The organism is Syntrophorhabdus sp. (assembly GCA_012719415.1).
In the GTDB taxonomy this organism is placed as follows: domain Bacteria; phylum Desulfobacterota; class Syntrophorhabdia; order Syntrophorhabdales; family Syntrophorhabdaceae; genus Delta-02.
The window spans coordinates 1-23,322 of the sequence record JAAYAK010000072.1 but is presented as its reverse complement, the minus strand read 5'-3'; the positions used below and the strand labels follow the sequence as shown (position 1 = coordinate 23,322).

The 23,322-nt window shown below is 55.5% G+C and carries 21 protein-coding genes and 1 pseudogene; 4 read left to right on the top strand and 18 right to left on the bottom strand.

The genetic code is table 11. The features are described from left to right. Positions 1–54 precede the first annotated feature (54 nt). A complete protein-coding gene (locus GXX82_04430) occupies positions 55–612 on the bottom strand; it encodes a CAP domain-containing protein (GenBank protein NLT22274.1) in 558 nt (185 codons plus the stop codon). Between the two features lie 80 nt (positions 613–692). Here GXX82_04430 and GXX82_04425 point away from each other — a divergent pair, with 80 nt between their 5' ends. Then, positions 693–2,243, top strand: a complete 1,551-nt coding sequence (locus GXX82_04425; GenBank protein ID NLT22273.1) for an FAD-dependent oxidoreductase — start codon at positions 693–695, stop codon at positions 2,241–2,243. On the opposite strand, the gene GXX82_04420 is transcribed toward GXX82_04425, so the two are convergent. From GXX82_04420 to GXX82_04405, 4 genes are all read right to left on the bottom strand, one after another. After that, positions 2,233–2,928 carry an ankyrin repeat domain-containing protein gene (locus GXX82_04420; protein NLT22272.1) on the bottom strand — a complete coding sequence of 232 codons (696 nt, stop codon included), beginning with the start codon at positions 2,926–2,928 and terminating at the stop codon, positions 2,233–2,235. The two genes, GXX82_04425 and GXX82_04420, sit on opposite strands and share 11 nt — an antisense overlap. A 212-nt stretch (positions 2,929–3,140) precedes the next feature. Beyond that, entirely contained in the window at positions 3,141–3,647 is a 507-nt protein-coding gene (locus tag GXX82_04415) for a hypothetical protein (GenBank protein ID NLT22271.1), read from the bottom strand. 11 nt (positions 3,648–3,658) lie between these two features. Further along, positions 3,659–4,957, bottom strand: a complete 1,299-nt coding sequence (locus GXX82_04410) for a bacteriohemerythrin (protein NLT22270.1) — start codon at positions 4,955–4,957, stop codon at positions 3,659–3,661. Between the two features lie 314 nt (positions 4,958–5,271). Beyond that, entirely contained in the window at positions 5,272–6,150 is an 879-nt protein-coding gene (locus GXX82_04405; protein ID NLT22269.1) for a 4Fe-4S binding protein, read from the bottom strand. Positions 6,151–6,465: 315 nt separating this feature from the next. Between GXX82_04405 and GXX82_04400 the strand changes: the two genes are divergently transcribed. Beyond that, entirely contained in the window at positions 6,466–8,139 is a 1,674-nt protein-coding gene (locus GXX82_04400) for a hypothetical protein (GenBank protein ID NLT22268.1), read from the top strand. A 514-nt stretch (positions 8,140–8,653) separates the two neighbouring features. Here GXX82_04400 and GXX82_04395 read toward each other — a convergent pair. The 6 genes and pseudogenes from GXX82_04395 to GXX82_04370 all read right to left on the bottom strand — a co-directional run bounded on the left by GXX82_04395 (position 8,654) and on the right by GXX82_04370 (position 14,720). Further along, entirely contained in the window at positions 8,654–9,700 is a 1,047-nt protein-coding gene (locus tag GXX82_04395) for a hypothetical protein (protein NLT22267.1), read from the bottom strand. A gap of 78 nt (positions 9,701–9,778) precedes the next feature. After that, positions 9,779–10,768, bottom strand: coding sequence for a hypothetical protein (locus GXX82_04390; protein ID NLT22266.1), 990 nt, complete (start codon positions 10,766–10,768; stop codon positions 9,779–9,781). Between the two features lie 1,053 nt (positions 10,769–11,821). Beyond that, entirely contained in the window at positions 11,822–12,343 is a 522-nt protein-coding gene (locus GXX82_04385; GenBank protein ID NLT22265.1) for a hypothetical protein, read from the bottom strand. Next, the gene (locus tag GXX82_04380; GenBank protein NLT22264.1) at positions 12,318–13,457 is read right to left on the bottom strand and encodes an ImmA/IrrE family metallo-endopeptidase; all 1,140 of its coding nucleotides are present in this window, start codon (positions 13,455–13,457) and stop codon (positions 12,318–12,320) included. The genes GXX82_04385 and GXX82_04380 overlap by 26 nt, the downstream gene beginning before the upstream one ends. Positions 13,458–14,093: 636 nt before the next feature. Further along, positions 14,094–14,369: a helix-turn-helix transcriptional regulator gene (locus tag GXX82_04375; GenBank protein NLT22263.1), complete on the bottom strand. Its 276-nt coding sequence runs from the start codon at positions 14,367–14,369 to the stop codon at positions 14,094–14,096. Beyond that, positions 14,366–14,720: pseudogene (locus tag GXX82_04370) on the bottom strand (type II toxin-antitoxin system RelE/ParE family toxin). Before GXX82_04370 ends, GXX82_04375 begins: the two are co-directional and overlap by 4 nt. 316 nt (positions 14,721–15,036) lie before the next feature. On the opposite strand from GXX82_04370, the gene GXX82_04365 reads away from it, so the two are divergent. Then, on the top strand, positions 15,037–15,867 hold the full coding sequence (locus GXX82_04365) for a sulfite exporter TauE/SafE family protein (GenBank protein ID NLT22262.1): 831 nt from the start codon (positions 15,037–15,039) through the stop codon (positions 15,865–15,867). A gap of 174 nt (positions 15,868–16,041) precedes the next feature. On the opposite strand, the gene katG is transcribed toward GXX82_04365, so the two are convergent. Both katG and GXX82_04355 read right to left on the bottom strand, forming a co-directional pair. Further along, a complete protein-coding gene (katG, locus tag GXX82_04360) occupies positions 16,042–18,225 on the bottom strand; it encodes a catalase/peroxidase HPI (GenBank protein NLT22261.1) in 2,184 nt (727 codons plus the stop codon). A 69-nt stretch (positions 18,226–18,294) separates the two neighbouring features. Next, complete coding sequence (locus tag GXX82_04355; GenBank protein NLT22260.1) at positions 18,295–18,714, bottom strand: transcriptional repressor; 420 nt, start codon at positions 18,712–18,714, stop codon at positions 18,295–18,297. Positions 18,715–18,948: 234 nt separating this feature from the next. Between GXX82_04355 and GXX82_04350 the strand changes: the two genes are divergently transcribed. Next, on the top strand, positions 18,949–19,176 hold the full coding sequence (locus GXX82_04350; protein NLT22259.1) for a helix-turn-helix transcriptional regulator: 228 nt from the start codon (positions 18,949–18,951) through the stop codon (positions 19,174–19,176). Positions 19,177–19,245: 69 nt separating this feature from the next. On the opposite strand, the gene GXX82_04345 is transcribed toward GXX82_04350, so the two are convergent. From GXX82_04345 to GXX82_04325, 5 genes are all read right to left on the bottom strand, one after another. After that, positions 19,246–19,974, bottom strand: a complete 729-nt coding sequence (locus GXX82_04345) for a hypothetical protein (GenBank protein NLT22258.1) — start codon at positions 19,972–19,974, stop codon at positions 19,246–19,248. After that, complete coding sequence (locus tag GXX82_04340; protein ID NLT22257.1) at positions 19,974–20,441, bottom strand: hypothetical protein; 468 nt, start codon at positions 20,439–20,441, stop codon at positions 19,974–19,976. Before GXX82_04340 ends, GXX82_04345 begins: the two co-directional genes overlap by 1 nt. Positions 20,442–20,477: 36 nt before the next feature. Then, positions 20,478–22,271, bottom strand: a complete 1,794-nt coding sequence (locus GXX82_04335; protein ID NLT22256.1) for a phosphoenolpyruvate carboxykinase (GTP) — start codon at positions 22,269–22,271, stop codon at positions 20,478–20,480. A 165-nt stretch (positions 22,272–22,436) separates the two neighbouring features. Then, complete coding sequence (gene recR / locus GXX82_04330; protein ID NLT22255.1) at positions 22,437–23,033, bottom strand: recombination protein RecR; 597 nt, start codon at positions 23,031–23,033, stop codon at positions 22,437–22,439. A gap of 3 nt (positions 23,034–23,036) precedes the next feature. Further along, a partial coding sequence (locus tag GXX82_04325; GenBank protein ID NLT22254.1) for a YbaB/EbfC family nucleoid-associated protein occupies positions 23,037–23,322 on the bottom strand: 286 nt, incomplete at its 5' end.

The following is a 23,322-nucleotide window of genomic DNA, read 5'->3' as shown; positions in this document are numbered from 1 at the left end:
TCTGAGCCGCCTGTAAAGCCTAAAAGGCTGCGCCAGACAATGATGCATGAAAGGTCAGCGGCCTTCCCTGAATTCGCTGGCAACGATGATGACACACAGGGGAGCGATGCGCACGGCCATTGTGCATCCCGTGCCCATCACCGCGTATTGGGCATCCATGAAGTACGGCCGGGACTGTCCCCTTTGAAAGATGCTTCCGCTCAGCAGCTCTTTCACTACAGTGTCCTCGGGGTATCCGTGGCTCCTCACCTCGGCGACACTCCCCGTCCACGTTCCAAACCGGCGGACACGCTCGAAGAGGCGGTTCCGTTCCTGCTCCGGTGTCATGCCTGACGAGTCCGAACGGGCGATCTCCTCCGCGCGCTCCTTTGCCGCCAGTGAAAGCCCCCGCGAGGCCTTGAGAGGCTCAAGCGGGACCGCGGCAGACGCTCTCGCCCTGTTGATGTCACGGAGTATCCACACCTCGCCTTCCGACAGGAAGTCGAGACTCCCCACGCCCTCGTTGAGAGGAAGTCTTACCGCCACATCCCCGGCGGGAAAGTTCGGAGAGACACATCCCGCCGCGACCACGATCCCGAGCAAGAGAACTATGATGACTGCCGATCCGCGCATATTTCCGCCCTTCTCCCTCGCAGTACCCTCTCATCCAGAAGAGCATACTGCATTGATTTGCACTCCCCATCTATTATAGCATGAATGATGCTTCGTCCAGGGATCACTTTGCACGGCATCAGAGGGACGACGAAGCGGGAGGACAGGCGATCATGGACCACGAAACGGACATAGTCATCGCGGGAGGGGGCTTAAGCGGCCTGTCGGCCGCGCTGACGGCGGCAGAATATGGCTTGAGGGTCATTCTTCTGGAGAAGATGCCCTTTCCCGGCGGCGCCGGCCTTTTCCCAGAAGGTTCTCTCGGCATCGGAACACGGTATCAGAAGGAGAAGCGGATCACGACAACGACGGACCAGGTCTTCGCCAGGGTTATGGAATTCCATCACTGGCGGTGCAACGCGTCGGTCATCAGGGCCCTTCTCAACGAATCCGCCGAGACCATCGACTGGCTCGTCGACCACGGGGTAAGGATAGAGGGGATAAGGACGATGTTCCCGCCCGAGAGGAGCCTTCAGGTATGGCATATCTTCGAAGGCCGGGGAGCCCGGCTCGTGAAGATACTCTCCGGTCACATAAAGGAGAGAGGCGTGCCCCTTTTGACGCAAACGCCGGCGAAGAAACTCCTTATCGACGAGAGGGGCGCCGTCACGGGCGTCGAGGCCGTCGATGCCGACGGAAACACCATGACGATAACCGCGCGGGCCGTCATCATAGCCACGGGGGGTTTCGCCAGCAACAAGGAGATGCTGAAGAAGTACGTGCCCGATGTCAGCACACCGGGGATGGCAAAGCTCATGTACCGCGGACCCGCTGTCGACGGCAGGACGGGTGACGGGATCAACCTTGCCATGAGCGCTGGCGCGGCACTCGCGAGTATGGGGACGCTTGCGGGAAACAGCCCCTATCTCGACAATGAGCCGGCGATAAGACAGTTCAGCGGACCGGACCACATGAAACAGATGCGCTGTGCCCTGAGCCAGCCCTTTCTCTGGGTGAACAAGCATGGAGACCGCTTCTACAATGAATCCTTCGGCTCCGTCTTCAGCGACGTCTACAACGCGATGACGGCGAACGGGGGTCTCATGTGGTCCATCTTTGACGATGCCATGCGAAGGTCGATGGTGGATAGCGGGCCTCTCACACCCTTCAACGCCATCGTCGTTCCGGGACAGAAGATGACTGCCCTCGATGAAGGCATCGAGAAAGGTATAGTCTCAGGTTTCGCCTTCAAGGCGGACACGATCGAGGAACTCGCCGGGAAGATAGGGATAAGACCGCAGAAGTTGCGGGAGACGATCGAAACTGTCAACCGCTACGCCGACGGGAAACACGACCCGGACTTCAGCCGCAAACCGGAGCATCTCGTGAAGTTCGATACCCGGCAGGGTCCTTACTATGCGCTGAAAGGGCTCCGCGCGTTCTTCCTGACCCTCGGCGGGGTACAGGTAAACACGCGCATGCAGGCCCTCGATGAGCAAGGGGAAGTGATCCCTGGCCTGTATGTCACGGGGCAGGACATGGGCGGTCTTTACGACAGCACCTACGACCTCCTCGCTGAGGGTTCGGCAAGCAGCTTCGCGCTGAGCTCGGGCCGCATCGCCGTCAAGAGCATCAGGGAAGCTACCCGGTAGCCCCCGCTTCCTCAAGGAGCCGGACTATCTCCTCGCAGCCGCTTCCCGACGCGTCCATAAGGGCGGTGTACCCGCCATCTCCCCTGGCGTTCACGTCGGCTCCCGCACGTATGAGTGCGCGGACCACGTCACTGTGACCCATCATCGCCGCGAGCATGAGGGCCGTCAGGCCGTTCTTGTCCTTCGCGTTCACATCAGCCTTTGCCGTTATGAGAAGCTCCGCCACCTCCACGTGCCCTTTCCCCGACGCGTCCATGAGCGCGGTGTACCCGCTCGCCCCCCTCGCGTTCACGTCGGCTCCCCGTACTATGAGCATCCGCACCGCCTCGACACGCCCTTCCGTGGACGCCCACATAAGAGGGGTCGTTCCATTCTCGTCCGCATCGTTGACAGCCGCCCCGTTATTAAGCAGCATTTCCATGAGGCCCGTGGAGCCACCCGACGCCGCCACCATGAGAGGCGTCACACGGAGCCTGTCCCTCGCGTTCACATCGGCCCCCGCCGCGATCAGGACACGCACCATCTCGAGATGCCCCGCCTGCGCCGCCACCATGAGAGGCGTCCAGCCGCCGGTATCCGTCTCCTCCACGTCGGCGCCTGCCGCGATGAGCACGCTCGCCCCGGCAACGTCACCCTCTTCCGCCGCGTCAATGAGTTCCCGACCTTCGTCGATCAAACCGTTCATCATAAACCTCTCCCGCACTCGTCCCGTCGTCTTTCAGAGCCGCTATGGGCATTTGGGTTTTAACATTGAGCCGGACCGGTTTCAAGCAGAAATTCCAGAGCCCGGGCGCCCCCGGTGCCGGCATACGGCCGATGGGAGGGTCCTGGTGAGTTCCGGCAGGAAGACAAGGTATGTGGTTAGCCGGAAACCATGCTTCCTACCGTGGCAGGTGGTTACGTCTTGATGTATCCCTTCTTTTCCGCACTGTCTAGTATGTGATGAATGATCCTGTCCTTGTGCTGCCGGGTATCACTGACGATCTCCCTCATGAGGGTCTGGTATTCGACATCGTCGGTCTTTACGATCTCGCCATATTTGTCCTCGATATATCCCTCCTCATAGCTCTGTGCGATAAACAAGAACCTCTCCTGCGTGATCTCTCCGTTCCTCAGCATTTCCGTTTTCTGCACGATGTCCCTGACAACCGTCGCCAGGGCATGCACGTTGAAGGGGCGTCCGGCCTGAAAACGTCCCGGCTTCTTCCGAATGATGTCCATCATCTGCTCGATATGCCGTGCGTGCCGCAATTCATCCCGCCAGATATCGAGCCAGAACTGGCCGTCCTCCTTCCACATCGACGCGCAAACGCTGTACATTTCGGCGATCTTCGTCTCGAAGAGCGCCATCTGTTTCAGCATTTCCAGTATTCCCGAGAGTTCTCCCGATACCTCGATGTTCATTTCACCGCTCCCTATTCTCCTGTTGACCTTTCCAGTCTGAGAAACCTGCCCAGGTGCCTGTCAGCCCCGCACGTGTGATGGACAAGCCAATCCACGACGAGTATCTGTATCTTGAAGAGAAGAAAATGCCAGTCGGAACCGTCTGATTCCTGCAATTCGCGCTTGAGAGCCGCAAAGCGCTCCGTGAACCGCTCGTGCTGGTCCCTCTGGACGTCCAGAAAGGGGTATCCCTGCTTCTCCATGATATCCTCTTCGTCCTTGAAGTGCGTCCGGACGTACTCGTCGAGGAAATCAATGACGGGACCGGCTGCTGTGAAGTCGCGGTCCTTCCTGATCATTTCGGCGAACCTGTTCACACGCTCAAACAACTGCCGGTGCTGGTCGTCGATGTCAGGGTGTCCTATCTCGAAGGCCTCCGCCCATTTAGCGACAAGATCGATCTCGCCCGCTCCCTCATGGACACCCGTCTCCAGGTAGTGCTCACATCTGTCCGCATACACCCTTGCCAGGCTATCTTCCGGGCATTCGGCCAGGCATTCTCTGAACAGTTCGAGCGCGCGCATAACCTCCCTGAAATAATAATAGGCCACCCCTCTCTCGAAGAGCCTCGTCGTCTTTTCCTTCGCGGCGCGGACCTCGGGCAGGTCGCCATCGAAGACCTCATAGACCGGTTGCGGCTGCTTTCTACCCTTCACCGTAACGCGGTCGGCAAACCGTATCCGGTATCGGACAGGGTCCTTAAGGCTGCAGTATGTGTGCTCCGTGATGAGGAGGTTGGTGCGAAAGCTCTTCGTCATGGTCTCCACGCGTGAAGCAAGGTTCACGGCGTCGCTGATGACGGTGCTCTGTATTCGGTTCCTGCCGCCCACTGTGCCCAGCATCATAAGACCCGTGTTGAGACCTATACCGATAGAGACCGATCGATGCCCGGCCTTTCCTCTTTCCTGGTTGTACCCGGCAAGGCGACCAAGCATCTCTATCGCGCACTCGAGAGCGTCATCGGGGCTCGTCGGAAAAAGAGCCATGATCGCGTCGCCTATGTACTTGTCTATAACACCGTTGTGCTCGGTGATAACCGGTTCCATTCGCTCCAGGTAAGCGTTTATGAACTCGAAGTTCTGACGGGGCGTCATCGATTCGGAAAGGGTCGTAAAATCTCTCATGTCCGAGAAGAGAATGGTCATCTTCTTCTCAAGGCTCTCGCCGAGAGTGATATCGACAACGTTGTCCTTGCCGAGGAGCTGCAGGAACTGGTGGGGGACAAAACGGCTGTACGCGGTAACTATGTCGTCAAGAGAATGGTTGTTCATCGTATCGTGCACCCTTCTTACTGAATTATGAGTATCCCTGTTGAATGCAATGGGTGCAATCAACTTTCTGTGACTTTATCGCACATTGTGAAAGAAAAGTAAATTAGGTAATACGGGTGACGACAGGGTTAAAAACCGTTGGAACCGTTAGAGCCGTTAGAACAGTTGGGACCGTTGGGACGTTGAAGGGGTGCCGAGCACAGGCGGAGAGGATTGTACTTCAAGCTCTCCCCCTCCCACAGTCATCACCAACTCACAACCATTCCAAGGATTAGAGGGGTTCTAACGGTTCTAACGGTTCTAACGCCAGTGATCTATATCCAGTCTATTCTTGCCGGATTCCGGTCTATCCAGCGCGAAAAACCGATCTTCACATGACCAAGGGTCATACCGGCGTAGACGCGGTGTCCTTTCGGGACTCCGAGCATATCGGGGATCGCCCTGTCGTGGGCACAGGCGGAGACGACATATCCCGTGTAGAAGGTGCCAAGGCCGAGCGCTGAGGCGGCGAAGGTGGCGTTCTGGAGGGCAAGGTTCGCGTTCGCCTCAGCGAAGCGCACCCGTCTGTCGGCATGGAACAGGACAAGCGCGGGGGCCCGGTACAGGATCGTATCGATGCCCTTCTCCATGTTGCGCGCCGTAAGCTCGAACTGTCCGATCCAGCGGGAATACTCTTCCTTCGTCGTCAGGCCGCGCATGAGATACACGGCGCGGACGAGAGGGTTCCTGAGCTTCTTCGCCGACCTTCCCAGCCACGCCGCCGTCATGGACGCTATCCTCCGAAGCGTCTCACCATTGTCGACGGCAATGAACCGCGTACTCTGCGTGTTCTTGGCGCTGGGAGCAAACCGGGCCGCGTCGACGACCTTCTCTATCATTTCTCTTTCGACGGGCTTATCGAGGAAATTCCGAATGGAGCGCCGCGCCCTCACCATCTCCTGCACCTGCCGGAACGACGGCAAAAGGTCCTTCTCCACTTCAGTGATGGCCCTTCCCTCAAGATTGCGGTGCCGTATCGCCCCGACAGGACAGACAAGCAGGCAATGCCCGCAATCATTGCAGAACTCCGGCCGCGAGACCTCAGGCACACTGCCCGGCCCGGCCTGGGTGAAAACCTTCGGACAGATGCGAACGCAAAGCCCGTCCTTCCTGCATATCTCGCTGTCGATGGTGATGAGACCGTCGTAATTCATATCTCCCCCGGGGACTTTCCTGAACACGTGCCGCGGACATGATCGGGCAATGAAAACTCCCAGGCGACCAGGCACCACCACACCCATGCCCCGCGGTACAGGAATCATATCCCCCTCACCGCAGGAAGTCAACGCGCGCTACCGGCAAAGGCATGACTGCGGAAGATGGTTTTGGATTGTAAACCTTCCCGGATATATGATATTTTTTGACCGGTGATGGGGTTCACCTTCTAACCGCCCTGACCGGGGCTGATAACTCCTGACAAATAGTGGAAGCCTTTCGCGGTCATCCACGGATCGCTTTCGGAGGAGTTGATGAACGACACTTCAAGCATTGCAAGCCCCATCCGGCACCCCGCCCTTCCGGTCCTCAATACCATTGAGAAGATTTGCAAGGAATACGGCATCCTGTCCCTCTCGCGGCAGGTCGACGCCTGTAAGGACCTGCTGGCAAGAGATCCCTTCATCGACGTCGCCATCCTGGGACAATTCAAGGCGGGCAAAAGCTCCTTTCTCAACAGCATCATCGGCAAGCCCGTCCTTCCCGTCGGCGCCATTCCCGTAACCACCGTCATCACGCGCCTGAGCTACGGGGAGACCGAAGGGGCCACAGTGACATTCCTCGACAACAGGAAATCGCGGATCGGCCTCGACGAGGTTGAACTCTATATCTCAGAGGCGAAAAACCCCGCAAACGAGAAGAACGTCGAGGTGGTGGACATCGAACTGCCCCACCTCACGTACTACGAGGGACTCCGCCTTGTCGACACACCGGGCCTGGGAAGCGTCTTCAAGTACAACACGGAGATATCCCAGGAATGGCTTCCCGGGGTCGGCATGGCGATCGTCGCGATCAGCGCGGACAGACCGTTGTCGGAAAACGACCTTGCCCTCATAAGAAACCTCACGGAGCACACGCCCAGGGTGGTCCTCCTCCTGACAAAGGTCGACCTACTCTCATCGGACCAGCAGGAGGAGGTCGTCCGGTTCTTCAAGAGCACATTGAGGCGGGAGCTGAACCGGGACTTTCCCGTGCTCCTCTATTCCGTCGTCGCCGAAACGGAATTCTACAAACGCTTCCTCGACCAGATGCTGCTCGCCCTGTCCCGTAACCGCGGCAACGAATTCGAGGGCATCCTGCGCCACAAGGTAAGGTCCCTCACCAGGAACACGATCAGCTACCTCGAGATAGCCCTCAAAACATCCCTGCAGAGCGACGAGGACCGCGATGTCTTAAAGAAACTCATTCTCGACGAAACCGTCAACTACGACCTCATCCAGTCGGAGCTCTCCCTCATCGCCCGGGACAGCAAGCAACAGACCCGCCCGGTCATAGCGGAATACCTCGAAACCACCCACAGGCTGCCATTGACGAAAAAGCTCCTCAAAACGTTGTCCGAAGAGATGCCCCAATGGAAGGGAAATCTCTGGAAGCTCACGAGACGCTACGAAGAGTGGCTCATGGAAACGATGACGAAAGAGATGGATTCCCTGTCGAAGACGGAATACAAGCATTTCCTGGGCACCCTGAAAAAGGCCCATGCCGCCATCTCCCGCTCGATGATGCTCTTTCGGAACCTCCTCGACAAGAACATCGAAAAGGTACTGGGAATCACCCCGACAAGCATCGAATGGAACATGACCGTCACCGAGCCCTCCCACCCTGACATAGCCTTCATCCATCCCTTCGACTTCCACTTCGACCTCCTCTGGTTCCTCATCCCCATGTGCATCTTCCGAAAACCCTTCGAGACCCATTTTCGCAAGCTCATCCCCAAAACCGTCGAAGCCCACCTCTCCCGCCTGGCATACCAATGGGAAATACGGATCAACAAAACGATCGACGAGGTCCGCGACCAGGCAATGGGATACGTCAAGGACGAGCTCTCAACGATCGATGCCCTGCTATCGGGCATGCAATCCCGAACAGGCTTAACCTCCGCCTTGATAGAAGAGCTGAAACGAACACTGGATCAAACAGCAAAATAAGACAAATGACAAACGGTTCGTCAGTCAGTTTGCTCTCGTAACGTAAGGTCCGCGCGGGGTCCCACTTCTCCCGGGCAGCCACGCTCCGGATCACACCCGTTACGTGCTTTCGACTCGCTCGATGCTCATTGCGGACAGAGGTAGGTACGGGTTGCTTATTGGTCGTCCGCAGACATGACTTGATAACGTATCGCCCATACGGTACTGTCAGACGCATCGGTCCCGGCCACTTTCGTGTCCGGTCCGCGCTCCCCGAAAGCACAACGGGTCCCGTGATCCTCCGCTAACGGCCGTCCGGGAGAAGTGGGACCCCGCGCTCGGTGGGTAAAGTAATGCTTTGAATGATTTGAACCGCTGCAAGAATAACGACCATAAGGCTTTCTACCCCAGAGCCTATCATCTTGCCCGCTGGGTGCCTCCACCCTGATCAAGTCATCTTAATTCATCTTAGGGTGGTGGCGTGAATCTTCTATGCCGGAGGGAATTGTGTGTGGTTGAGGCGGCGTTCGATTCTTCAAAGAGTTTTGGCGTAATCGGTAAATGAGGTAAATGTTTTATCCACGATTGGATTGGCAACTATTCGTTCTAAATTACTGACAACCTTGTCCGGAGTCTTATCAACAATAGTAATAGATGCCTTTTGACCAACAGCTTTTTTCAGCAACTCGTTAAATTTAACGTCTTCGGCTCGTATAGAACATCCGATTATAACTAATTCGGTAGCTTCCCGAAGCATTGACTCAGCAAATGTCCATATACCCGAATAGTCTTGAATCTTATCATAGTCTTTGTATCCAGCAAGAGGTGGAATTATCGCAGGTTCGTCATAATCTATACCTGATCTAACAAAATCTCGATAGCTGATGTCACGAACAGCGCCAGGCGGTAAGACCATCATCTGTGTTATGTTTATCCTATTTGAGAAAATGGGGGTAATAATCTCTAAGAAAGAATCGCTTCCTAAACCCCCGAATGCAATTCCGCCTCTACACGGATTCAACCAATTTATAGAACCATGAATCTTTGCAATGGGAACGCTTTTGGGATGATGCGGCCCAAGAGAATAATGAGTATTAACGTTAATACTCTGTGCGGCCAATTCGAAGAACACGTCATAGTTTAAAGTTATGATTCCGTACTTACAGTCATGATAATGAAGAGCAAGTCTTCTATAGTTATCAAATTTAGGACCATAAAGAAGCGTATAATACCTAAATAATTCGTATATGAAATAGAATGTTTGACTTAATGCTCGTTGCGCCTGATTGCTTCGCTCAAAATCGATCTCACCCGATGAGGTTGCCTCCTTAAACGCGTTCGCAAGCCAATCTAACAGCCCTTCAATATCACAATCCAGTTGCTGTTGTCTTTCAATATCTCCTTCTATGCTAAGATATTTCCTAACACTCGAAAACAAATCAGGAAAAGATTGTTCTGTGAAAATGCCTAATCGAAGCCCTTGTACAAAAAACCCATTAGTCAAAGGAGGGCGTAATTCCGGTACAATACTATCATCGTATCCAAAGGAAGCGCCGGCACCTAAAATATAGCACTTATTCATTCGTAGACACCCTTCTACAAACTCAGCATAACTCTCTAACCGGCTCTTCGATTCTAAACCATCAACTCCATCGCTTTGTTATCGTTTGCCGATAGTTCTGAGATAGAGCTCCCGAACAGCCTTAGGCGCAATGGAGTTTCCACCCAAGGCCATACCACCATTCTTGAAAACAATTATCCCCACCATAAAATTGGATATAGAATTGTTTGAAAGAGTAGACCCCCCGACTTGGATTCTGTCAGGAGCTACTCTGATGCGAACTGGTTTGTCTGGAGTCAGATAGGTTAAGTCAATCTCTCGTCCGACGTTGGCTTTGTAAATCTGTTTACCGTCATCCAAACTGGAGACAATCAGGGTCTGTCCATGAGTCAAGAAAACATTAGAGAGAGAATTGCGAACTGGCCTGTTGTTCACGATCTCAACTTCAGCGATCTTTTCATTGCCGACTATAACGCTTATGGAAAATTGCCCTTTATCGGAGTTGATTATGAAATATCTCCTCTCGTCAAGCGACAAGGCAAATGGTACATTCGAAAACAAGTTGCTGCCCATAGTCAGGGTATATTGCCCTTTGCCCTTCCCAAACAGCTCTTTAAGGATGTGAGCAGCATCAGGGTCCGTTCTTTCGTCAAACGCTGCCCTCCCAATTGCCGGCATCAAATGATCTGGAAAGACACCTTTTTCCTTCAGATCTCGTAGCACCAATGAAGCGTATAGCTGCAGTTTAGAATCAGCACTTGAGAGATGCGGGAGTAACGAAACTGTCCAAGATATCTTTTGCTGATCAACGCTTGACTGCGCCATCGCCCGAGCCATGCTATCGCTTTGACTTCTGAATTTGGTATCTTCATCGTGAATTTGCTTACTGAGTTCCCGATTTTTCGTTGCCGTTGTTTCACTGGACTCGACGTTGATTTTGGTAATCTTCTCATTAATTTGCCAACCCATGTAAGCGACTGCAACGGAACAACAGATCGACAACACAACCAAAGCATAGCTAATCCAAGGTTTTTCCCAAATCCCTTTCTTTGGAATACCGGTAATTCTGACAAGTGATTCACGATTCATCCAGAATCTCCACACAGTACAATAAGTCAATCGGTTACATCTAGCCTTTGACTTCTTGATCCTCTAGTCTTGCGTCCTGTTTCTGTTATTCTCGGCAGATTTCGAGGATAACCCCGGGGGTTGTTGACCTGTCCGCCAAACGTCGTCCGAAATCATCATCGCTCTCGATTAGAAACATCGGAACGTTCCTCGATAAACCAATTATTTCTCTATCGCATTCAGCCAATGGATACGCTTAGTGTTTAGATTATTCTGTTATTATCCTGAGCACATGTCAATAAGAATTGTATTGAATCCTTTACTTTTCCAGTGCCGTGTATTCAAGCCAGAGAACAGCACTTCAAGGAATCAACTCGCCTAACGCTACATTTATCGATAAATTTACACCAAAGGTGTAAGTCCGACATGAAAAACGGATGATTATGGACTTGATCTCCATCGAGTCCACAAAAACGATATTGTTATGCTCTTTGAATGTCCGCAATTACCACATGAAACCGTGGATATTTCCACGATTGCCTTGCTTATTGCTTTCAGGAAGCAATTGTCAAGAGGTCTAGATTCAAAAGGGCCGATTATGGACTCGATCTCCATCGCGTCCATAGGAGCGATGTTGCCATGCCCTCCCCTTGCATACACCAGCAATTGTCACTTGAATCTTGCATGTTTGTTTCACTTCTTCTTTCTTATCACCTTCAGCCAACCTCGAAGCGTGGGGTATCTTTGCCGTGCAGCCGTTAGCGGAGGATCACGGGACCCGTTGTGTTTTCGGGGAGCGCGGACCGGGCACGGAAGTGGCCGGGACCGATGCGTCTGACAGCACCACGTTGGCGATATGCGATAGGGTTATGTTTGCGGACGACCAACCGGCAACCTGCACTCACCTCTGTCCGCAATGAGCATCGAGCGAGTCGAAAGCACGTAACGGGTGTGATCCGTAGCGTGGCTGCACGGCAAAGAGACCCCACGCGGAGCCACCGCGACAACCGGCCGAAGAGGAGAGTCTCCATACGTACTCAGTTCTTCTATGCCCTTCGGTGTTGTGCCACAGCGCTACGACGGACTGGTAGAGAGTAAGCCGAGTTTGCTTTTCTTCCCGATATCCAGATTGCTCTTGAAGTATGCTTCTGTGTGACGGTCCTCGAAGCTCGATTGTGTGAGACCCGAGGTTTTGAGCAGTCGTTCGACTGAAATACCCCTTTCAGAGAGATCAAGAAAGGGCAGGGTCCGTATGGTGGCGGCATCGCAACTGCAGAAGACAAGGTCGTCCCGGCGGACGAGAACCGCCATGGATTCAAGTTCTCCTCCATGGATGACACTGCGCTGGTTCTCCGGAATACGATTGAGTGCCTCGGCAAGCTCCTCGGGTTCAGCGGATACCTCACGGACAGTCCCCGTGTCAATGTACTTCCCTCGGAATGGGATCGGCACTTTCACGCCGTCTCTTATGCAGTATTTGACTTCATCGATGACCGTCGATGCTGCGTGTATCTCATGCAGTGCGGTAAGTTTGTCGAATATTTCAAGTCTGATCAGGTCTATGATTACGTCAGCATCGAGGAGCCATAATTTCAATAGGCGTACCTTCCGTTTCCATGAGCCCTTCAGCTTCTATGAACAGGTCTATCTCGCTTCTATCGATGCCGACGATCTCCGCGAACTTGCCCCGGGAGAGGAGTCCTTTTCTCAGGCACTTCACGGCGAGGCTGTGAAACCGGTCGGAAACGGGTCTGTCGCCCCAGTCGTCGATCCTCTTCTTCTTGTCCAGTCTGGCCAGCGTTTCATCGCCGGCCAGCTTTCTGGCCGTTTCCCATTCGATGCACCCGATGGCGGACAGGCGGTACAGAAGGGCCACCGTGGAAACGCCGAAGTCCCTGGCAATGTCGACTACATCCGCATAGGTCAGGGTCTTTTGATTCTCCATGACCTTGTCCATCGCCTTTCTTACTTCCGCCTCGGGGAGAAGGAGCGCGGAGGCGAACCGGTCCGCCTTCTTTTCTATCTCCGCAAGGTAATCCCCGCTCAATTCTTCCGCGGGAACGATCTTCCAGGTAATGAGGTGGAATAGCTCGTGTGCAAGATCGTAGTTGCGGCGCCAGGGCGCTTCATCGGAGTTGATGACGATCACGGGCCCGAAATCGGGATGGACGGTGGAGGCGGCCGAGCTGATACTCGCGAGGGGTTGATAGATGAACTTTACCCCGTATGTCTGCTCCAGTATGTTCTTGAGCGTCAAGGCCGGCCTGCTGCCAAGCTCAAGAAGCCTCCAGGTATCGCCGGCAAGAGAGTCGATCTTTCCGGGAGTGCTGATGTCGTTGATTCTGAGATCGATGAATTTTGGGTCACCGGTGCTTTCGTGTCCCAGCAACCTTTCAAGGGAACGATACTGTTCGCAGCGATACGTAATGGCTGATTCAAGTTCTTTCCTGGCATCGCCCTCAGGGGCTTTTCGCCAGAGCAAGACCATTGTTTTCCCCTGGAAAGCCTCATCGAGAAAACTGTCCAGGGAGCAGAAATACACCCTGGCAAAGAGGTTGAGTTCCGAAGCCTTGACCTTCCTCTCGCCTTTCTCGATGTTGCTCAGCGTCTGATAACTTGTATATCCAAGCCTCCGAGCCGCCTCGACGACCGAAAGGCCAACCTTCTCCCTTGCTGCCTTCAGGCGGTTGGCTAGCGTCTGCTGATCCATACGAACCTCCTTCTACGATACTATACTTTCTTATGTTTTTTGTCAAGCTACATAACGAAATATTATTTCCCATCAGAGTAGACAGCGCACAATTGCGGTATGCACTGGGCGCCCTGGAGCCCGGCTTACCCGATTGCTGAGAGTCCCGTCGGACCCAGAACTCCAGCCAACCTCGGAGCGTGGGGTTTCTTTGGCGGGCAGCCGTTAGCTTAAGGATCACGGGACCCGTTGTGGTTTCGGGGAGCGCGGACCGGGCACGGAAGTGGCCGGGACCGATGCGTCTGACAGCACCATGGTGGCGATACGCTACAAAGTTATGTTTGCGGACGACCAGTCAAAAGCCCGCTCCCACCTCTGTCCGCAATGAGCATCGAGCGAGTCGAAAGCACGTAACGGGTGTGATCCGTAGCGTGGCTCAACGGCAAAGAGACCCCACGCGGAGCCCCCGCGCCGGGACCAGGCATATCCGGAGTGTGTTTGGATCATGCAATGTACCGAGGAGCCATAATTTCAATGGGTGTACCTTCCGTTTCCATGAGTCCTTCGGCTTCTATGAACAGGTCTATCTCACTTCTATCGATGCCGACGATCTCCGCGAACTTGCCCCGCGAGAGGAGTCCTTTTGTCGCCGTTGTGTTAAGAAATCTGCAAACGTAATTGCTTCCCGAGTGCCGCCGCAAAACGCTCCAGGGTTGATAGCTTGATGTCTTCTGCGTGGTTCTCGATTCTGGAAATTGCTGTTTTTCGGGTGTTGAGCCTGAGAGCCAGCTCTTCCTGCGTTAAGCCCGCTGACTCACGAGCCTGACGAAGCATTGCTCCGATTTTGAACTGTTCGTAGCCTTCTTTGTATCCTTCAGCAAATTCCTTATCTATCTTTTTTCTCTTACCAATGTACTTTTTGAGATCGCTCATGGTTTCATCCTCCTCTTTAAGAAATCTTTCCTGTATGTTTCTGCCTTTTCTATCTCCTGTTTCGGTGTCTTCTGACTCCTTTTTACCAGTCCATGTGTCAGAACCACTATGGAGTTACCAAGAAAAAAACAGAATACGATATGAGTTTGAACCGGATTGAATCCTGCATTCCCATATCTCTTCGGTGCCGACAAGCTTTTTGAAATACGAAGAAGGTACAATATCCAAATCCTCTAACAGACTCAATACCCATGTCACTTTCTGTGCGGCTTTTGCCGGCAATGAATCAAGAAATTCCTTTATCGGGCAGTTTCCACCAACCGTTGTATAGAATGTAACAACTCTGTTCACGGGATAAGGTTAACGCTGATGTTAACCTTTGTCAAGTAAGTTTTTCATACATCCCAGGCCGGAGTATTCCTTGAGAAGGTTGTGCTTCAACAGACTCTTCTGTGATGGTGACTCACTGATGACGCTGGAGTTTCTCTAAATGTACAATGCAGGTATATTATGAGAAACGATGAGATCGTATGGAGAGTAAGGTGGTAACCGGACCCGCCAACCTCCCTTCCCTGTTTCGTCGCTCACACCATTCAGTTGTATCCTGCCCGCCTTATATGATACGGTACATAGCGGTAACACGAACCGGGTCAGCGAGGTACGAAAAATGAACACAGAAGAGAATGCCCTCTCCGGGGACAGGGAGCAGGCCACCAGTCATAATCCTCTTGCCGTATTCAGCGGCGGGGCGGTCATAGGGATCCTTGGCGGCCTGATCGGTCTTGGAGGGGCCGAGTTTCGCCTTCCGCTGCTAATAGGGGCCTTTCGTTTCGCGGCCCTCGAAGCCGTCATTCTCAACAAGGCCATGAGCCTTGTTGTAGTCGCCTCCGCCCTGCCCTTCCGAGCCGCCACCGTTCCCTTCTCGAGTGTTTTCGGGCGCTACGATATCCTCATCACCCTCCTTTCGGGCAGCCTTGCCGGTGCCTGGCTGGGTGCGGGCTGGGCCATACGGTTGAGGTCCCACAAACTCTACCGCGTTATCGCCATCCTTCTCATCGGGATCGCCGCAGTCCTTCTCTTTGGACATGGCTTAAGAGACGGCGGCGCGCCTCTCTTGCATGGTTGGCTCCTGACATGCGTGGGCGTCGTTGCCGGGGTAGGCATCGGCATGATCGCCTCATTGCTGGGCGTCGCAGGCGGAGAGCTTCTCATCCCAACGGTAATGCTGCTCTTCGGGGCCGATCTCAAACTGGCCGGAAGCATTTCACTGGCAGTGAGCCTCCCCACCATGATCACCGGCTTCGCCCGCTACAGCCGCGACAGCAGTTTCGGGGTGATCCGCACACAGTGGAAGTTCATAACCATAATGGCCATCGGCTCCCTCGTCGGCTCCTACCTGGGAGGCCACCTCCTCGGCATCGTCCCAACCCCTGTCCTCCTCCCTCTCCTCGCGGTGATACTGGTGATCTCCGCGATCAAGGTCTGGCGCCACAAGTAAACACAATGAACGCTAATCATCTTATCTGAAGCTCCAAGGGATATTGACAAGAATGTGAGCAAGGACCAACTTCCCGGTCCAGCGGCGGCTATATACCGTCCGCTGGAACCGGTTGTTGGTTGATAGTCTGTTTCGACGCCATGTCAGGCGTCATCGACAACGTTTTGCCCGCGATCAGGCCAGGTCGAAACGGTCGAGGTTCATGATCTTGTTCCATGCCGCTATGAAGTCGTGTACGAACTTTTCCTTTGCGTCGTCGCAGGCGTAGACTTCCGCCAGGGCCCTCAACTGTGCGTTGGAGCCGAAGATGAGGTCGACACGGGTGGCCGTCCATTTGAGTTCGCCTGTCGCGCGGTCATGGCCTTCGAATATGCTGTCATCCTCCGCGGTTGGCTTCCATTCTGTACCCATGTCAAGGAGGTTCACGAAGAAGTCGTTGGTGAGTGCCTCCGGCCGTTTGGTGAAGACGCCGTGACTGGATCCTCCAAAGTTGGTGTTCAGGACGCGCATGCCGCCCACGAGCACCGTCATTTCCGGCGCGGTCAGGGTCAGCAGCTGTGCCTTATCGATGAGCAGCTCCTCGGGCCTCACAGCATAGCGGGTCTTCTGGTAGTTGCGGAAGCCGTCGGCCTTCGGCTCGAGCACGGAGAAGGAAGCCGCGTCGGTTTGTTCTGCCGAGGCGTCCATGCGTCCCGGTATGAAGGGGACTGTCACATTGTGACCGGCACTCTTCGCGGCCTTTTCGACGGCGGCACAGCCGGCCAAAACGATGAGGTCGGCCAGTGATATCTTCTTGCCGCCGGACTGTGCGCCGTTGAACTCGGCTCCTATACCCTCCAGGGTCTTAAGCACCTTCGTGAGCCGGGCAGGCTCGTTGACCTCCCAGTCTTTCTGCGGTGCCAGGCGAATGCGGGCACCGTTGGCTCCGCCGCGCTTGTCGGAGCCGCGGAAGGTCGATGCCGATGCCCAGGCGGTAGAAACCAACTCCGGCACCGTGAGGCCCGACGCCAGGACCTTGGCCTTCAAGGATTCGATGTCCTTATCATCGACCAGTTTGTGATCGACGGCGGGGATGGGGTCCTGCCAGGTGAGTTCCTCCGCGGGAACCTCCGGACCGAGATAGCGTGAGCGGGGACCCATGTCGCGGTGTGTCAGTTTGAACCAGGCCCGGGCAAAGGCGTCCGCCAACTCCTCCGGGTGTTCGTAGAACCGTCGTGATATCTTCTCGTAGATGGGATCGAAGCGAAGGGAAAGGTCGGTGGTCAACATCGTCGGCCCGATGCGTTGTGAGGGGTCGTGCGCGTGGGGCACGGTGCCGGCGCCCGCGTCACCCTTCGGCTTCCACTGGTGCGCGCCGGCCGGGCTCTTCGTCAGCTCCCATTCGAAGTTAAAGAGTATCCGGAAGAAGTTGTTGCTCCACTTTGTCGGCGTGTTGGTCCAGGTAACCTCCAGGCCGCTGCCGATCGTATCTCCGCCTTTGCCTGTGCCGAAGCTGCTCTTCCAGCCGAGGCCCTGCTGCTCGATGCCCGCGGCCTCCGGCTCCGGCCCCACGTGCGACGCGTCGCCGGCACCGTGGGTCTTGCCGAAGGTGTGGCCGCCGGCGATGAGGGCCACCGTCTCTTCGTCGTTCATCGCCATGCGGGCAAAGGTCTCGCGGATGTCCTTCGCCGCGGCGACCGGGTCCGGGTTGCCGTTCGGACCTTCCGGGTTCACATAGATGAGGCCCATCTGAACAGCGGCGAGGGGATTCTCGAGGTTCCTGTCGCCGGTGTAGCGCTTGTCTCCCAGCCACTCGCTCTCGGAACCCCAGTAGACGTCCTTTTCCGGTTCCCAGATGTCCTCGCGCCCGCCGGCGAAACCGAAGGTCTTGAAACCCATCGATTCCAGGGCCACGTTGCCGGCAAGGATCATGAGGTCCGCCCAGGATATCTTCCGGCCGTACTTTTGCTTGACCGGCCAGAGTAGCCTGCGCGCCTTGTCGAGGTTGACATTGTCGGGCCAGCTGCTGAGCGGCGGAAAACGCTGGTTGCCCCTGCCCGCGCCGCCGCGCCCGTCACCCATCCGGTAGGTGCCGGCGCTGTGCCAGGCCATGCGGATGATCAAGGGTCCGTAGTGGCCGAAATCCGCCGGCCACCAGTCCTGCGACTTCGTCATAACTTCAGCAAGGTCCTTCTTCACAGCCATGAGGTCGAGACTCTTGAACTCCCTGGCATAGTTGAAATCCTCTCCCATCGGATTGCACTTGGAGGAATTCTGATGCAGCATGTCCAGGTTCAACTGGTTCGGCCACCAGTCCCGGATCGACCTGCCGCCAACAGCCATGTCTGTGGGAGGTCCTCCCGTTCTCTCTTCATCCATTATCTTCTCTCCTTTCGTTCTCTTGATCGGCTGACCGCCCCATTGTGTGCAATAACCACCCTTCGTCGCTCATCCTTCTCCGGTTCCTTTCTTCCGACATTCTTCACAGTAACCGTAATACTCCAGTCGTGTGTCTGTAACCGAGAAACCCGTTCTTTTCTCCACCTCGCCGGGATCAGCCGGGGTAGGCGTCTCGTAGTCGACTATCTTCCCGCACCCCTTGCAGATCAGGTTGACGTGCTCACCGATGTTCGCCTCGTACCTGTTCTCCGCCGTGTCGAACTCAAGTGTCTTGATGATGCCCTGCGCGGAGAGCTGGTTGAGCGTGGCATATGTGGTCGAGAGGCTTAAGCCCTTCCGTATCTTCCTCGCCTCCCGGTACACCGCTCCCGCGCTGGGATGCAGGTCCCGCATTGCCGCCAGCGCCTCGATGATAGCCAGCCTCTGAGGCGTCATCTTGAGCCCCTTCCTTTTCAATACCTTCAGCATCGACTGTCTCACCATGGCTTTAATCAGGAACCATTCCTGATTAGGCTATTATAGCGACGATTTCGATATTGTCAAGGGGACCATGTCACATCCGTCCAAAATAGATCTGCGGCAACGCACATGCTGACTTTCCGGAGCAATCCAGGACCTGTAATCGACATATCCTATACGATATAAGAGAGAACTGGAGACGGCTCTCGCAAGGAAAGATGATCACCAGAGGAGGTATCCTTCATGAAGACCTGGGACGAAGTAAAGGGCAAGCTTTTGAGCGATCCCGAATTTGCCGAAGAGGTTAAGAAGCTTGAACCGGAATACCAGATAATAAGCCAGCTCATAAAAGCCAGGACAGAGCAGAATATGACCCAGGAAGAGCTTGCAAGGAAGATCGGCACAAGACAGGGGAACATCAGTCGCCTTGAAAATGGAAACGCAGGAATAATGCAGGTCATCCTGAAATGAACCGGACATGGCGTCCCGGCAGACCGGCCAGGCGTGAGCCGGGAGGGAAAGCCTTGAACGGGCCGCACGCTACCGTTCTTGTCCGAGGAGCGACCTCTGGTCGACAAGGCGCGTTTTGAAGACTACGGGGTAGGTCCTGTTGCCGACGGTGCTCACCTTACAGGGAGGATCGCACTTCGTTCTGCATGTGTAGGGAGGGGTGCTCAAAGGCGGGGGACATCGGTAGAAGAGAAGATCGTGCCAGACGTAGAGCCGGTCCTTCGCCACGTCGTAGACGTAGCGATAACGGTCGAGGTAACCGGGGACACCGTCGTCACGCCCGTAATCGCTGCTCACCCACTGGACGTAGCGAAGCCTGTCGGGGACAGTGTCCCCGTCCGCGTCGGGGGCGAAGAAGAACCCGTTGTTGCAGCCGTCGGGAAAGTAGCATTCACCGATGACGACGCCCGGGTGCCCGGGCGACGGGACATAATAGAGGCGGTATCTCGGGAAGAAACCCTCCCACCGTATCTCCAGTCTTTCGCCCGATTGCGCCTCCACGGGCTCTCCCAGGACTCCCCTCTCACCGAAGAGATACCCGTCGTCTGCCGCCACAGGGCTCAGGACGAACCTCAGGAGGCCCTCCTTCACCAGGGCATCGATATCCTCCTCGCGGCGTCCGAAGGCCTCTGCGGTACCGGATGTGTCAAAGACCTCGTAATTGAATGCCGCGGGGGTGCAGCATGCGAGAAGAATCAACACCGCGGCGACAACGATGACCCGGCCGAGTCCCGCATGGACCTTCCGCTCGAGACCCACTATCGCCCCTTATCCGGCGCGCAACCGCCATCAAGCACGGAGATGGTCAGCGGGTCGCCTCCCGCAGCAAAGTCTTCCAGGCGAAGGACCCTTTCGCCCACGGTCACGGTGTGGTTCCCATAATCATGGCTTCTCAGGAGAATGGATCCCACGTTGCGGTACATCTCCGCCGAAGGCCCGTCCGTCTCAATCCTGTAATACTCAAAAACGCCGGCAGAGGGGCTCTCCACCCGTATGATGGAAAGCCCCCTGCCGACCTCATGAAGGAAGGTCTCCCGTACGGGAGCGAGGTAGATCGAATTGATGAAATCGAGATGAATGATACACCCGTCCTCGACGGGAAGGGAAACAAGACATCTTCCCCCCTCTCCTGCCGAAACCACGAGGCATGCGCCCGTCGCGGTCGCCGTGAGCAACATCAAGGACAGGAACCCCAGGCAGACGCCGGTGCGGACGGATGCCATCATCAACCTCCCGGAGGGACCCCGTGGTCCCCGCGGTCTCTAGCTTTCCAACCTCTTCGCGAGCGCCTTCAGCTCTTCCGCCAAAACCCGGGGCAAGTGGTCTCCGAACTGGGCAAAATGCTCCTCCATGTCCCTGACCTCCTCTTTCCAGGCAGCGGCATCGACATGCAGCAGCTCTTTCATGTCCTCTGCCGGCACATTGAGTCCCGCAAGGTCGAGGTCTTCGGCAGACGGCATGTAACCTATGGCTGTCTCCCGTGCTCCCGCCTTGCCGTCGACACGCTCACACATCCATTTGAGGACGCGGCTGTTCTCCCCGAAACCCGGCCAGAGCCACCTGCCGTCGGCAGTCTTCCTGAACCAGTTCGTGTAGAAGATCCGGGGCGCCTTGTCTCCCAGACGCTTGCCCATATCGAGCCAGTGCTGAAAGTAATCTCCCATGTTGTAGCCGCAGAAGGGCTTCATGGCGAAGGGATCGCGGCGAACGTTCCCAATGGACCCGATGTTCGCGGCCGTTGTTTCTGAAGACGCCGTCGCCCCCATAAGCACGCCATGGTCCCAGCTGAATGCCTCATATACAAGGGGAACCGTCGAGGCACGACGGCCTCCGAAGATGAAGATGTCGATGGGAACCCCTTCCAGTTTCTCCCAATCGGGGCTGATGATCGGGCACTGGCGGGCAGGAGCGGTGAAACGGGCATTCGGATGTGCCGTAGGGTCCTTCGAAGCGGGTGTCCAATCCCTTCCCTGCCAATCGATCGTGTGGGATGGAGGATCATCGGTCATCCCCTCCCACCAGATGTCACCGTCGTCGGTGAGCCCGCAGTTCGTGAAGATGCAGTTCTCCTTGATGCTGTCCATGGCAGCCGAGTTCGATGAATAGGACGTGCCCGGCGCCACCCCGAAAAAACCTGCTTCGGGATTGATGGCGTGGAGTCTTCCGTCGGGCCTCAGCTTCATCCATGCAATGTCGTCACCGATGCACTCAGCCTTCCACCCCGGTATGGTTGGTCCTATCATGGCAAGATTGGTCTTCCCGCAAGCAGACGGGAAAGCGGCGGCGATATGATACTGTTTGCCCTCAGGACTGATAAGCCGCAGGATAAGCATGTGCTCGGCCATCCAACCCTCACGCCGTGCCATGGCCGAGGCGATGCGGAGGGCAAGGCACTTCTTGCCGAGCAGCGCGTTGCCGCCGTAACCTGACCCGTAGGACCATATGAGGTTCTCATCGGGGAAATGACTGATGTACTTCCTGTCCATGGGGGCACAGGGCCAGGGAGCATCTTTCTGCCCCTTTTCGAGGGGCGCTCCGACGGAATGCATGCAGGGGATGAACTCGCCGTCGGTTCCCAGTTGTTCAAGCACCTTCGTCCCCACCCGCGTCATGATATGCATGTTGCAAACAACGTAAGGGCTGTCCGTGATCTCGATGCCTATCTTCGCTATGGGCGAGCCGATGGGGCCCATGGAGAAGGGGATGATGTACATGGTACGGCCCTTCATGCAGCCGTCATAGAGGCCGAGCATAATGCCCTTCAGCTCGTCGGTCTCGATCCAGTTGTTCGTGGGACCGGCCTGAGATTCCTCATGGTAGCTGATGTAGGTGCGATCCTCAACACGGGCCACATCGGACGGCTGGGAACGGAAAAGAAAGCTGTTGGGCCGCTTCTTGAGTGGTATGGCTGACCCTGCCTCCACGGCATGGGCCATGAGACTGTCGTACTCCTCCTTTGAACCGTCACACCAGTAAACGCTGTCAGGTTTGCACATGCGCGCCATGTCGTCGACCCATTGAAGAAGATCCTTGTGTTCTGTGTTCGCGCTCTTCATCGGTAGCTCCTCCTGTCAATATCTGCAGCGAAATAGTTAACAATAAATCAGGGGGGGATTGCAAGAGAAGAAGAGGCAGATAAGGGGTTATGGGTCATGGGTTATGGGTCATGGGAAGGAAGGATCCCTTCCTATCACCTATGACCTATCACCTATCACCTGTCTTTATAACTTTTTTCTGTTTTCCAGGGAGCTTTTGATGGTCAGGGGGTCTATGTAGACGATGTCTCCGCCGACGGGGATGCCTGAGGCTATCCTTGTGATCCTCACGTCGTAGGGTTTTAAGATCTCTCCGATGTAGTGGGCGGTGGTGTTGCCTTCGATGTTGAGGTTCGTGGCAACGATGACCTCGCTGATGCCTTCGCGGACGACACGGTCGCGAAGCTCGTTTATCCTGATGTCATCGGGGCCCACGCCCTCGATGGGGTTGATGACGCCATGGAGGATGTGGTACCGGAAACGCCCCGGATTCGACGACTCGATGACCATCATGTGGGAAGACTCCTCCACGACACACACCGAGGTCCTGTCTCGTCTCTCATCCCTGCATATCACACAGGGGTCGGTGTCGGTGATGTTGAAGCAGACGCTGCAAAGGCGTATCTTCTCCTTGATATCGACGAGGCTTCTCGACAACTCCGTGATGTATCCCTCTTTCGCATTGAGGAGAAAAAAGGCAAGCCGTGTCGCCGTCTTCCGGCCGATGCCGGGGAGCCGGGTCAGGTTCTCGATAAGCCGTTCGATCGGTTCGGGATAGAACACGTCCTACATCCCGAAGGGCATCTGCATGCCGCCCGTCACCTTCGACATCTCCTCCTGGACCATCTCCCGGGAACGGTCGAGCCCCTCGTTGACAGCCGCGACAACGAGGTCCTCGAGCAGTTCATTGTCCTTCTCTTCGAGCACTTCGGGCGATATCTTGAGAGAGACGACCTCCTGCTTGCCGTTGACGACACAGCTTACCATGCCGCCGCCCGACTGCGCCTCCACGGTCTTGTCCGCCATCTCTTCCTGGAGCTTCATGAGGCGGTCCTGCATCTTTTTCGCCTGT